The organism is Xanthomonas sp. 4461, from assembly GCF_024806475.1.
GTDB classification, from domain to species: domain Bacteria; phylum Pseudomonadota; class Gammaproteobacteria; order Xanthomonadales; family Xanthomonadaceae; genus Xanthomonas; species Xanthomonas arboricola_F.
Map to the genome: position 1 here is coordinate 760,707 of NZ_JANTYV010000001.1, position 12,326 is coordinate 773,032.

The following is a 12,326-nucleotide window of genomic DNA, read 5'->3' on the forward strand; positions in this document are numbered from 1 at the left end:
GCCACATCGAGCATGAGCAAGTAGGCATTGCCTCACTCGGAGACGCCCGATGCAGCGCCATCGGCGAGTGCCGCGCACGCACTCGCCACGTCGCGCGCAGCCGCGATCGCTTCCAGCAGCAAATCGGCGGTGACCGGCTTGCGCAGGAATCCGTCGAAGCCGGCACTGCGCGCCAGGCGTTCGGCATCGCCATCGGCGCGTGCGGTGACCGCCAGCAACGGGAAGCCGTGACCAAGCCGGCGCAGCTGCAAGGCAAGTGCAAAGCCGTCCAGGCCCGGCAGATCCAGGTCCAGCAGCGCGATATCGAAGCCGCCATCGACCGCTTCGGACAACGCCGCCAGACCGTGTGCGGCATGCACCACGCGATGGCCGCGCCCGATCAATAGCCCGCTGATCACCTCGGCCACGGTCGGGTCGTCTTCCACCAGCAGGATGCGCAGCGGCGCGCCGGCCGGGGTGCGTGTTTCGCCGGCAGCACTGCGCGGGGCCGATCGGTCGATCGGCAACGGCAGATCCACGGTGAACTGGGTGCCGACACCCAATCGGCTGCGGACACGGATCTGGCCCTTCATCGCCACCGTGAGTTCCTGGCAGATCGCCAGCCCCAACCCGCTGCCGCCATAGCGCGAGCTGGTGCGCGCACCCTCGCCCTGTTCAAAGCGCTGGAACAGACGCTTCTGTTGCTCGGGCCCGATCCCTGGACCGGAATCGCGGACCTTGAAGCGCAGGCAGTCGCCATGCCGACTGACGGTGAGCCCCACTTCACCGCGCTCGACGAACTTGATCGCATTGCCGAGCAGGTTGATCAGGATCTGCCGCACCCGCGTGGCGTCGCCCAACACTGACAGAGTGGCGGGCAGCTGATTGCGGTAATGAAACCGCAGCCCACGCGCCTCGACGATGGGCCGCATGAAATCGGCCAGTTCCTGAGTCAGCTGCGATGGATCGAAGGGCTGCGGCACCAATTCCAGCTTTCCCGCTTCGATCCGTGCCAGATCCAGCGCATCGTTGACCAGCCGCAGCAGATGCGCGCCGGCCTTGCGGATCGCATCGACGTGGCTGCGCTGTTTGGCATCCAGCGGCGTGGCCAGCAGCAGCTCGCTCATGCCCAGCACACCGGTCATTGGCGTGCGCACCTCATGCCCCAGCGTCGCCAGGAAGTGCGACTTGGCAATCGAGGCCTGCTCGGCAAGTTGCTGGCGCTGCTGCGCCAGCACCCACTCCTGCTGTCGGCGCACGCGTCGCCGCCATCCCCATACGCCCAGACAAAGCAGCAGCACGCCCAACAGCACCGCGACCAATTGCGCCGGCGTACTCAGCCACCACGGCGGACGCACCTGCAGGTGCAGGGACGGTGCGGCGATCCAGTCGCCGTCGCCGGTACGCGCCTGCACGTCGATGCGATAGTCGCCTGGCGGCAGCCGCGACATCACGCGTTCGCCGGTGGCGCCCTGCTCCACCCACCCCGCGTCGTAGCCCTCCACACGGTAGCGATAGCGCGCCGAGGCAGGATCGACGAACGACAACAACCGCGCGCTGATGCGCAGATCGCGATCGCGCGCCTGCAGCACGATCGTGCCCTTGTGCGGCAGCGGCTGCGGGTGCTCGGCATCGTTGCGGCGGACCTGCACCGATTCGATCACCAGCCGCGCCACCGGTGCCGGCGCAAAGGCCTGCGCGGGATCGAACAACACGATGCCGCTGGTGGTCAACGCCAGCACCTGCCCGCTCGGGCCGGTGACCGGGGGACGCATCGAGAATTCGCTGTCCGGCAGGCCGTCGCGCTGCCCGAACATGCGCACCTGCGGCTGACCGCGCCGGTAGGCGTACAGGCCACGCGACGTGGTCGCCCACACGGTGTCCGTGCCGCCCAGCGCCAGCCCACGGATCTCGGTGGAGGGCAAGCCCTGTGCATGCCCCACCCGCTCCAGCAGCCGCGCGTGGCTGCCATCCCAGCGGTAGCGCTCGATCGCGCCGTGCCGCCCGGCCCAGAATTCGTGCGGCGTTACGAACGCCAACGCATAGACTTCATGTACCGCGTCGGCGCCGCCGATCACCCTGCGAAAGCGCTCGCCCTGCCACACCCACAGCCCGTCGCCGGCGGCCACCCATGCCGAGCCATCCGGCCGAACCAGCAGTTGCTGCACCATGCCGCCCACCTCGCTGAGGTCGGTACCGAAGCGGAATGTGGCCAGCAGGCGACCATCTGCCGCACGCCGCTGCACGCCGCCTTCGACGATCGACAGCCAGAACTCGCCATCGATGCCCGGCGTCATCAGTTCCACGCGATGGATGTCGGAGGTGCCGAACTGCATCGCCAGCGCGTGTTTTTCGCCGGTCCTTAGTTGATAACGCAACACGCCGTCACTCAGCGCCACCCACAGGCTGCCATCGCCGGCCGGCAGCACCGACTGCACGCTGCGGCCCCCCAGCACATCGCTGTGCAGCACGGGAACGACCTCGCCCTGATCGCCGACGCGATACACCCCTTCGCCGGTCGTCACCAGGAAGCTGTCGCCGTCGGCGGCTGCGTTCATCAGGTACAGACTTTCCAGCGGCTTGCCCTGCGCCTGCAGGATCGTGGAGAAGCGCCGCCAATCCGGCGGCAGATAGGCCAGACCCTGCGAAATCAGCCCCAGCCATAAACCGCCCTGACCGTCCTGCATGACATCGAGCACGCCGCTATGGGCGGTCAGAAAGCCGCTGCCACGATCGCCCTCCATGACGCGCAGTTTGGTCTCGCCCGGCGCAACGCGGAAAAACCCATCGGCCGCACCCACCCAGTAACCGCCATGCACGTCGTGCACCACGGTGCCGGCACGCACGCCGGAGGCTCCTTCCCAGGGTGCGGGCTCGAGCACCCCGGCCGGTGTCACCCGATACAGGCCCTTTCCGCTTCCCACCCACAGCGTGCCATCGGGATCCTTGCTGAGCTTCAACACCATCGCGCCCAGTCTGTCCGGCGCGATGCGCACGAAGCGATCACCGTCGCGCATCACCAGCCCACCTGCGGTCCCGATCCACAACCGGCCGCGTGCATCGGTAAGCATGCTCATGATGGTGTCGCTGGGCAGTCCGTCCGCTGCATCGGGCGTGGCACGGAAGACGGTGATACGGCCATTTTCCTCGCGGCGGCACAGACCACCGCCGCTGCTTCCGATCCATAGCGCACCCTGCGCCTGCGCCAGCGCCCAGACCTGCCCGACGCAGGCGTGCGCAACGTCCGGAAAACTGGTGAATACCGCACGGTCTGCATCGAGCATGCTCAGTGGCGAGTCGTTGACGCCCAGCCACACCCGGTCGCGATCGTCGACCAGCAGCGTTTCCACCTCGTTGCCGGGAATCGAGCGCGCGTTGTGCGGGTCGTGCTGCCACACCTGCAGGCCGATACCGTCGTAGCGCGCCAGGCCGTCGCTGGTCGCCGCCCAGACATAGCCCTGCCGATCCTGCGCCAGTGCCAGCACCATGCGCGAAGGCAGGCCTTCGGCCGGGCCGAACCGACGCATCCGCGGCGTCTCGATCTGGTTTACCGCCGCTGCCTCCACGCCGATCAACAGCGCCATGACGGCAAGCACGAACAGCACTACCTGTTTCATCGTCGTCCTTGTCCCAGCCACCTGCGCGGTCGCGCGCACTCCCCGGCCGGACTGCACTGTACCTGCTACCGCACACTTGCCCCTAGTCGACAGCGCCCTCGCCCCTGTTCCGCAAGTCCGCAGCGTCGGCTAGCACCCGTGCCAGGGCGTTGGCCAGCAGCTCGCCGGTGACCGGCTTGCGCAGGAAACCATTGCAGCCAGCCGCCATCGCCTGCGGCTCGGCATCGGCGTCGGCCCGTGCCGTGACCGCCACGATCGGGAAGCGCACCCCGCGTGCGCGCAGTTGCGCCACCAGTGCAGCACCGTCGAGGCCGGGCAGATCCAGATCGCACAACCCCGCGTCGAAGCTGCGTGTGCTCACCTCGGCCAGGGCGGCCAACCCGTGCAGGACATGGGTGACCTGGTGCCCGCGTGTCTGCAGCAAGCCCACGATCACCTGTGCCACGGTCGGGTCATCTTCGATCAGCAGCAATTGCAGCGGCGCCTGATCCCGGGCAGCGGCCGCGTGTGCCGGAGTGGCTACCGCCGCGGGCAACGTCGCAACCCAACGCAACGGCAACTCCACCACGAAGCACGCGCCCTGCCCCAATTCGCTCTCGACCCTCACCACCCCGCCCATCGCCGCAGCAAGCTCGCGGCAGATCGCCAGGCCCAGCCCACTGCCGCCATGCCGGGCCAGGGTCAGTGCGCCTTCGGCCTGTTCGAAGCGCTGGAACAGGCGCCCACGTTGCTCGGCGCTCATGCCGGGACCGGTATCGCGCACCTCCAACCGAATGCCTTGTGCGGGGCTCTGCGACAACGCCGACACGCGCAATTGCACGCTGCCGCGTTCGGTGAACTTGACCGCATTGAACAGCAGATTTAGCAGAATCTGCTGCACCCGGCTGGCATCGCCATGCAGTGCCGGCGGTAGCGCGTCGTCCAGTTCGCATTCGAAGGCCAGCTGCTTCTGCTCGGCACTGGGACGGACCAGTTCGACCGCCTGCCCGATCAGCAGGCGCAAATCGAAATCGCGATTGTCCAGCGGCAGCTTGCCGGCTTCGATCCGCGCCAGATCCAGCGCATCGTTGACCAAGCGCAGCAAGTGCTTGCCGGCCGACTGGATCGCGCCGGCATAGCCTTGCTGGCGCGCATCCAGCGGTGTCTGCAGCAGCAACTCGCTCATTCCCAGCACACCGGTCATCGGCGTGCGCACCTCGTGCCCCAAGGTCGCCAGAAAACGCGTCTTGGCCAACGACGCCTGCTCGGCCAGCTCGCGCTTGTGCTGGGCCAGCTGCCACTGCGCCCGCATGCGCACGCGATGGCGGTAGGCCGCGGCGAGCAGTGCACTCAGCAGCAGACCGAGCATGCAGGTCAACGCAATACCGAGGTCGCTACGCCACCAGGGCGGCAGCACTGAAAACCGCAACGATTGCACCTGCGATGCATTGCCGAGCGGATCGACACCCTGCATTTCAAGCACATAATCGTCCGGCGGCAACGAGGAGAATTCGCGCATGCCCGCAGCGCCATGCTCCACCCAATCGGTGTCGAAGCCTTTCAATCGCGTGCGGTAGCGGTTGGCCATCGGGTCGATGAAAGACAGCAGGCGCATATTGACGCGCAACTGGCGATCGCTCGGCACCAGCGCAAAGCCACCGCCGATCGGCAATGCGCGACGTCGGTCGCCCTGCTGGACGCTCACCGCTTCCAACCGCATCTGCGGGGTAAACGAGGGAACATCCGGCGCATTGGTGTCGATCATCAAGGTGAATCCATCGGCGGTCCCGCCCACCAGCACACCGTTGTTGGACATCAGCAGACAGCTGCGACTGAACTCCTGGCTGGTCAAGCCGTCGCGCGCACTGAAACTGCGGATCTTGGCAGGCGTTGTCCGCGGGTCGATGCGCCACAGGCCACGTGCGCCGGACATCCACACACGACCAAGCGCGTCCAGCTCGAAGCCGTAGGCATCCATGGCGGGAAATCCTTCGGCAGCGCGAATGCGGCTTACCCGTTTCCAGACGCCATTACGTTGCGCCCAGTGCTCGATGCTACCGGGGCGGTAAAGCCAGATGCGATTGCGATCCTTGACCACAAAGCGCTGGATGAAGTCGACATCCAGCCCCGGCACCAGCATGAATCGATGCGTTTCGGCATGCCAGGCATACACGCCACCGGTAGCGCTGATCCACACGCGCCCATCCGGCCCCATGTTGATCTGGTAGTACGGCAATTCCTTCAGGCCATGCAGATCGTTCGAGGAGATCGTCTCCAGAACGCGCCCACTGACGAGGTCGCGTCGCTGGATCACTTGCTCGAACGCTGCCCACACGGTGCCATCGCCAGGCTCCCCGATCCAGAGCGCCGCCTCGGCGGGTCCATCCCCGATGAAATGCGTCAGCTCACCGGTCGCCAGATCCAGGCGCGACAGTGCATGCTGATTGTTACCGAGCCAGAGCTGCCCGCGACGGTCTTCCAGCGCAGAGGTGACTTCCATCTCACGCAGATCCGGATGCTGGACTCCGGTCTGCACCAAGGCGCCTGACGAGGTGTCGTAGCGCAACAACCTGCCACTGCCATCGAACTGCCACAGGCCGCCAGAGCGATTGGCCGGCGCAAGACTGCAGGAGATGCCTTTGCCCTGATCGTTCACCTGCCTGAAGGCTGCGGTCCGACGCCAGTCTTCGCGCAGGTAGGCGAGCCCACGTCCATGCAGGGGCACCCAGATTCCTCCGTGCGGACTTCGCCAGATCGTGGTGACATGCCGATTGGAAACCAATGGTTGGTCACCGTTGTTGACCGGCGCCGGTGGATGACCGGCACGGGTGTGCCATAGCCCCTGCTCGGTGCCAAGCCAGAATTCGCCATCTCCGGCATCGGCCACCGTCCAGACCCGATTTCCTGTCGCAAACATCGAGGCCCACGCGGGTGTATGCCACCCCCCGGAGGAATCCATGTAGCGCAAGCCGGTATCCGAGGAGGTCCATAGCCGTTGCCCTACCCACTGCAGCGCATTGATACCGCTGGCGTCGCCATCCGGTCGCACGCGATGCAGGGCCAGCCCGTCGTAGTACGCCAAACCGCCGAGCGTCCCGATCCACATGCGCTCCCGGTCGTCCAGGGCCAGGGCGTAGACCGGATTGGGGTCTAGCGGATCCTCCATCCTGGACAGATCCAGTGAGCTGAAATTCCCCTTGGCGTCCAGGCGCAAGACATTGCCGGTCGACATGCCGAGCCAGATCTCATCGCCCCGGCCGGCAATGGCATAGATATCTCCCGACCCCAGCGCGGGAACGTCGTCGGGCAGATATGCGGTGAATTTGCTGCGATCGGCGCTCAGCATCGCCAGCCCGGCGCCCGCCAGCGCCAGCCAGATGCGATCCTGGTCGTCGATATACATCGCCTGCAAGGCATTGCTGCGCAGCGAGTAGCGATCGGTCGGGTCGTTACGCCATACCTTGAACTCGGCACCGTCATACCGAACCAGGCCATCGGTGGTGGTCATCCACAGATAGCCCGCACGATCCTGTGCGATTGCGGTAATCATGGTCGAGGGCAGCCCTTCGGCCGCGCCCACGATGCGAAAGCGCGGGATCGCGGGCACCTCGGCCAGGGCCGGCACTGCCATCAGCGCAACCAGCAACCCCAGTAACAGACCACGCATGCGGGAATCCTTTCCACGTCCAGCCGGCATGCTCGCAATGGATCGTTGCAAGCGCAAGCCGCGCGCGCGGCACCGGGATGTGTCTAGAATCCGCCCATGACGCCCTTCGCCCGCCTGCTGCTGCTTCCCGCCCTGGCACTGACAAGCCTGGCCGCCTCCGCCGCACCGGTGCGCTATGCGCTGGATCCGGTGCACACCCGTGTGCTGTTCGCGATCGAACATGCCGGCTTTTCCAAGGCCCTGGGCACCGTGTCGGGCAGTAGCGGCACGCTGGTGTTCGACCCGGACGACTGGGCGTCCGCACGACTGGACGTGACGGTGCCGCTGCACCGCGCCGACCTGGGCGATGCCAAGTGGAACCAGGCCACCCTGGCACGCAACCTACTCGACGCCGAGCGTTTTCCCGACGCGCATTTCGTCTCCACGCGCGTGGAGGCCAGCGGCGAGAACCACGCCAAGGTCACCGGCAACCTGACCCTGCACGGCGTCACCCGCCCGGTGACCCTGGACGTCACCCTGAACGCGCTCAAGCGCCACCCGCTGCCGCCGTTTCGCCGCACTGCCGGGTTCTCGGCCACCGCCACGCTGAGCCGGGCGGAGTTCGGGATCGATGCATGGAAATCGATGATCGGCGACACCGTGGAACTGCGCATCGAAGCCGAAGCCGTGCGCGAAGGCCGTGCCGACGACGACACAGCGCCGCCGCAAGCCGAACCCACCAGCCCTGACGCAGCTGCCAGCCCGGAATCGCGAACATGACCCTGAAGAACATCGAGCGCTGGGGCGGTGTCAGCCAGGCCCTGCATTGGCTGATCGCCTTGCTGATTCTGGTGCTGGGCATCGTCGGCCTGACCATGGGCGAACTGCCCAAGACACCGAAATACTTCTGGGTCTACACCGCGCACAAATCGGTGGGGCTGACCGTGCTGGCGCTAGTGATCGCGCGGCTGGGTTGGCGCCTTTACGCCGGCGCGCCGCCACCGGTGGCCGGCACGCCGCGCTGGCAGGAGCGCATTGCCGGGCTCACCCACTGGCTGCTGTACGCCATGATCTTCGCCATGCCGCTGTCGGGCTGGTTGTACGACTCCAGCAGCGGCCTGCGCCCGTTCCGCTGGTTCGGCCTGTTCGCAGTGCCCAAGCTCAGTGGCCCGGACGAGCAGCTACGTGCCACCTCCCACGCCATCCACGAGTGGGGCTTCTGGTTGTTGATCGCCGTGGTGCTGGCACATGCCGGCGCGGCGCTGTATCACCACATTTTCCAGCGTGATGCCACATTGGCGCGGATGTTGCCGCGCGGCTGGCTGTCCTCCAAACCCTAAGGATTCCCCATGTCGTCCAAGTTGTTCGCCTCTCCCCTGCTGGTCGCCGCGTCGCTGGTCGCCACCTTCGCCACCGCGCCGGTGCTGGCCGCCGACTACGTCCAGGCCCCCGGCTCGACCCTGGTGTTTGCCAGCAAGTACGACGGCGAAGTGTTCACAGGCAAGTTCCCCGGCTTCGATACCACGCTGAGTTTCGATCCGGCCAATCTGGCCGCAGCCAAGCTCGATGTGCGCATTCCGCTGGCCAGCGCGATCAGCGGCAACAACGATCGCGATTCGACCTTGCAAGGCCCGGACTTTTTCAACGTCGCCAAGTTTGCCACCGCACGCTATCGCGCCGACAAATTCCGTGCGCTCGGCGGTAATCAATACGCGGCCGACGGCACCCTGGAACTGCGCGGCGTCAGCAAGCCGGTCACGCTGACCTTCACCTGGACGCCGGGCGCGCAGCCCGTCTTAGCAGGCAAGGCGGTGGTAAAGCGGCTTGACTTCGGCGTGGGCGGCGGCGACTGGGCCGACACCAAGACCATCCCCAACGAAACCGCGATCAGCACCAAGGTCGTGTTGAAGGCGAAGTAAGGCCACAGGCCGCAACCGGACGCGGCCACTGAGCGGCGGACTACCTCGTCGGGTCCGCCGCTTTTTTATGCCTGGTGATTGAATGACACCGCGCGACAGCTAGACTCGGCACTCGCCCAAAAGACGCCGACGATGCGCACACACGGCACGTTGACCCGCTGGAATGCCGATCGTGGCTTCGGCTTCATCACGCCTGCCCAGCCAGGCGATGACCTGTTCGTGCATGTTTCCGCGTTCCCACGCGGCCTCGAGGCGCCGCGCATCGGCGAAGTGATCTCCTTCGAAACCGAGCATGGTCCGGATGGTCGTCCGCGCGCGGTGCGCGTCGTGCGTGCCGGTGCGCACGCGCCCAGGCATGACGCCCCCGCGCGACGCAACACGGCACGCACGACGCCGGCAAAAGGACAACTCGGGCTTGGCAAGGTCTTGCTCATGATGCTGGTGCTCGGTGGCGGGGCGTTCGCCTACCAGCAGCGCGATTACCTGATCGATGCGTTTACTCCGGCACCGGCACCCGAGCAGACGTCGCCGCAGGAGCAGCACGTAGCGGCCGCTCCTGCATCTGCTCCCACCTCGCAATACAGCTGTGGCGGGCGCACGCATTGCTCACAGATGACCTCCTGCGAAGATGCCACGTACGTGTTGCAGCATTGCCCAAATACGGCAATGGACGGTGATCACGATGGAGTGCCCTGCGAGCAGCAGTGGTGCCATTGAATCAATGCGGCCGACACCTTGAACGGGCGGCCGACAAGAATAATTTGTCAGCCGCACCTTGTTGGATGTGGTCAAAAGCACAGGTCAAACGCTTAGTGAGTCGAGGGCGCGATGCCCTCACCGCACCAGACAGTTGCTGGCTGCTTTACTAAAACCCTGCACACCGACCATCTTGACTGGTCCTTGCCCGCTCACCGTCGCGGGACCTTATGCGGCATGGATGCCGCGTAAGGGCTTAAAGGGACGTACTTGCAGCGTGTACCGCGATGGTGGGTGGGCAAGGCAGCAAACTCCCGGCGTCGCGGGCGCGGTGCCCTCACCGCTCGCGGGACACGCCGTAAACCCGTCCATGGGGGCTCGGTGGCGGCATCCATGCCGCCAACGGTCCCGCAAGCGGCGAGGACACCGCACCAGACAGATTGCTGGCCGCTTTACTGAAAATCCTGCACACCGACTCTCTCGACGGGCCCTTGCCCGCCCACCGTCGCGGGACCTTACGCGGCATGGATGCCGCGTAAGAGCTTACAGGGACGTACTTGCAGCGTGTCCCGCGATGGTGGGCGGGCAAGGGCCCTGCAGCCAAGTGACAGATCGGCCGCCCTGCAGCGTCGGCCCAGATCATCCACTTCGCACCAGACCGGCGCGAAGTCGTTTTCAGCCACCCTGAATCCAAATCTGGCGGGTACCGAGTCCGCACACGACGCATCATCGCGTGCCGGCATTCAACCACTCGCGCAAACGCCGGCTGTCGAACGGCCAGTCCAGCTCGCGCCCATCCGCATCGCGCAGCACCGGCACGCGCTCCCCGTAAGCGGCCTCAAGCGCCGCATCGTCGTCGATGAAGACACTACTGAACTCGCCCGCGCGCGCCTGCGCCAACACCTCCACCGCCTGGTCGCAGAGGTGGCACTCGTCGCGCTGATAAAGAGTCAAGGCCATTGGAAGGTCCCATGCTGCGCTGCAGCCATGCTGCAATCGCCGACCGACTAGAATAGCCGCCTTTACGCTCACCTCTCCGGCAAGCATGGCTGTCAGCACGTTCGACCTGTTCAAGATCGGCATCGGTCCGAGTTCCTCCCACACCGTGGGGCCGATGCGCGCCGCAGAACGCTTCGTGCATCGCTGGCTGCTCGATGCCGGTCGCCTGCAGGACGTGGTGCGCATCCGCGCCGAAGTCTTTGGCTCGCTGGCCCTGACCGGCCGCGGCCATGGCACCGACAAGGCCGTGCTGCTCGGGCTGGAAGGCCACCGCCCCAACCTGATCGACCCGGACATCATCCCCGCCACGCTGGAGCGCATCCGCTCCAGCAAGCGCATCGCCCTGATGGGGCAGCACGAAATCGGCTTCGACGAGAAGCGCGACCTGCCGATGAACAAGCGGCAGAAGCTGCCTTACCACACCAACGGCATGCGCTTCACCGCGTACACCGCCGACGATAGCGTGATTGCCACGCGCGATTACTACTCCGTGGGCGGCGGTTTTGTGGTCAACCAGGACGACGCCGCCGACGACCGCATCGTGGCCGACGAGACACCGCTGCCGTATCCGTTCCTCAGTGGCGACGAACTGCTGGCGCAATGCGCGCGCAGCGGCCTGAGCATCGCCGCGCTGATGTTCGAAAACGAAAGGAGCTGGCGCAGCGAAGACGAGATTCGCAGCGGCCTGCGCGAACTGTGGGCAGCCATGCAGTCCTGCGTGGAGCGCGGTATCCGCCAGGAAGGCACCTTGCCGGGTGGCCTGAACGTGTCGCGTCGCGCACCGGCGCTGTACCGCGAACTGTCGTCCAAACCGGAAGCGGCCATGCGCGACCCGCTGACCACGCTGGACTGGGTCAATCTCTACGCGCTCGCCGTCAACGAAGAGAACGCGGCCGGTGGCCGCGTGGTCACCGCGCCCACCAACGGCGCGGCCGGCATCATCCCGGCGGTGCTGCATTACTTCGACCGCTTCTGCCCCGGCGCATCCGAACAGCGCATCTTCGATTTCCTGCTCACCGCTGCGGCCATCGGCATTCTCTACAAGGAGAACGCCTCCATTTCCGGTGCCGAAGTCGGCTGCCAGGGCGAAGTGGGCGTGGCCTGCTCGATGGCCGCCGGCGGCCTGGTCGCCGCGCTGGGCGGCAACCCGGGCCAGATCGAAAATGCTGCGGAAATCGGCATGGAACACAACCTGGGCCTGACCTGCGACCCGATCGGCGGGCTGGTGCAGATCCCATGCATCGAACGCAATGCGATGGGTGCAGTGAAAGCCATCAACGCCAGCCGCATGGCCATGCGCGGCGACGGCAAGCACAAGGTCTCGCTGGACAAGGTCATCAAGACCATGCGCGACACCGGCCGCGACATGCAGGACAAATACAAGGAAACCAGCCGCGGCGGCCTGGCGGTGAACGTCATCGAGTGCTGAGTCTGCCGGTGGCATGATGCGATCAGAACGCATCGCACCACGCCAGGTTGATCCAGCAATTG

General features: G+C 66.0%; 8 protein-coding genes and 1 pseudogene. 5 read left to right on the forward strand and 4 right to left on the reverse strand.

What is annotated here, in order from left to right:
* Nucleotides 1–32: 32 nt before the first annotated feature.
* Nucleotides 33–3,596, reverse strand: a complete 3,564-nt coding sequence (locus tag FHY19_RS03175) for an ATP-binding protein (RefSeq protein WP_259161534.1) — start codon at nt 3,594–3,596, stop codon at nt 33–35.
* An 82-nt stretch (nt 3,597–3,678) separates the two neighbouring features.
* On the reverse strand, nt 3,679–7,242 hold the full coding sequence (locus tag FHY19_RS03180) for a hybrid sensor histidine kinase/response regulator (RefSeq protein ID WP_259161544.1): 3,564 nt from the start codon (nt 7,240–7,242) through the stop codon (nt 3,679–3,681).
* 96 nt (nt 7,243–7,338) lie between these two features.
* Here FHY19_RS03180 and FHY19_RS03185 point away from each other — a divergent pair, with 96 nt between their 5' ends.
* The 4 genes from FHY19_RS03185 (at nt 7,339) to FHY19_RS03200 (ending at nt 9,857) form a co-directional block, all read left to right on the forward strand.
* Nucleotides 7,339–8,001: a YceI family protein gene (locus FHY19_RS03185; RefSeq protein WP_259161547.1), complete on the forward strand. Its 663-nt coding sequence runs from the start codon at nt 7,339–7,341 to the stop codon at nt 7,999–8,001.
* Nucleotides 7,998–8,561: a cytochrome b gene (locus FHY19_RS03190; protein WP_259151948.1), complete on the forward strand. Its 564-nt coding sequence runs from the start codon at nt 7,998–8,000 to the stop codon at nt 8,559–8,561. The genes FHY19_RS03185 and FHY19_RS03190 overlap by 4 nt, the downstream gene beginning before the upstream one ends.
* Before the next feature lie 9 nt (nt 8,562–8,570).
* Nucleotides 8,571–9,140 carry a YceI family protein gene (locus FHY19_RS03195; RefSeq protein ID WP_259151949.1) on the forward strand — a complete coding sequence of 190 codons (570 nt, stop codon included), beginning with the start codon at nt 8,571–8,573 and terminating at the stop codon, nt 9,138–9,140.
* 132 nt (nt 9,141–9,272) lie between these two features.
* Complete coding sequence (locus FHY19_RS03200) at nt 9,273–9,857, forward strand: cold shock domain-containing protein (protein ID WP_259161556.1); 585 nt, start codon at nt 9,273–9,275, stop codon at nt 9,855–9,857.
* A 316-nt stretch (nt 9,858–10,173) separates the two neighbouring features.
* On the opposite strand, the pseudogene FHY19_RS22360 reads toward FHY19_RS03200, so the two are convergent.
* Together FHY19_RS22360 and FHY19_RS03205 are read right to left on the reverse strand one after the other, a co-directional pair.
* Nucleotides 10,174–10,399, reverse strand: a pseudogene (locus FHY19_RS22360) (hypothetical protein).
* A gap of 163 nt (nt 10,400–10,562) precedes the next feature.
* Nucleotides 10,563–10,796: a glutaredoxin family protein gene (locus FHY19_RS03205; protein ID WP_259151951.1), complete on the reverse strand. Its 234-nt coding sequence runs from the start codon at nt 10,794–10,796 to the stop codon at nt 10,563–10,565.
* A gap of 85 nt (nt 10,797–10,881) precedes the next feature.
* On the opposite strand from FHY19_RS03205, the gene FHY19_RS03210 reads away from it, so the two are divergent.
* On the forward strand, nt 10,882–12,264 hold the full coding sequence (locus tag FHY19_RS03210; protein ID WP_259161562.1) for an L-serine ammonia-lyase: 1,383 nt from the start codon (nt 10,882–10,884) through the stop codon (nt 12,262–12,264).
* Nucleotides 12,265–12,326 lie beyond the last annotated feature (62 nt).

What these genes read in the sequence shown, in the direction of transcription:
- FHY19_RS03175 (WP_259161534.1), bottom strand. Translation starts at nt 3,596, where the DNA reads ATGAAACAGGTAGTGCTGTTCGTGCTTGCCGTCATGGCGCTGTTGATC.
- FHY19_RS03195 (WP_259151949.1), top strand. Translation starts at nt 8,571, where the DNA reads ATGTCGTCCAAGTTGTTCGCCTCTCCCCTGCTGGTCGCCGCGTCGCTG.
- FHY19_RS03210 (WP_259161562.1), top strand. Translation starts at nt 10,882, where the DNA reads ATGGCTGTCAGCACGTTCGACCTGTTCAAGATCGGCATCGGTCCGAGT.
- FHY19_RS03185 (WP_259161547.1), top strand. Translation starts at nt 7,339, where the DNA reads ATGACGCCCTTCGCCCGCCTGCTGCTGCTTCCCGCCCTGGCACTGACA.
- FHY19_RS03205 (WP_259151951.1), bottom strand. Translation starts at nt 10,796, where the DNA reads ATGGCCTTGACTCTTTATCAGCGCGACGAGTGCCACCTCTGCGACCAG.
- FHY19_RS03190 (WP_259151948.1), top strand. Translation starts at nt 7,998, where the DNA reads ATGACCCTGAAGAACATCGAGCGCTGGGGCGGTGTCAGCCAGGCCCTG.
- FHY19_RS03180 (WP_259161544.1), bottom strand. Translation starts at nt 7,242, where the DNA reads ATGCGTGGTCTGTTACTGGGGTTGCTGGTTGCGCTGATGGCAGTGCCG.
- FHY19_RS03200 (WP_259161556.1), top strand. Translation starts at nt 9,273, where the DNA reads ATGCGCACACACGGCACGTTGACCCGCTGGAATGCCGATCGTGGCTTC.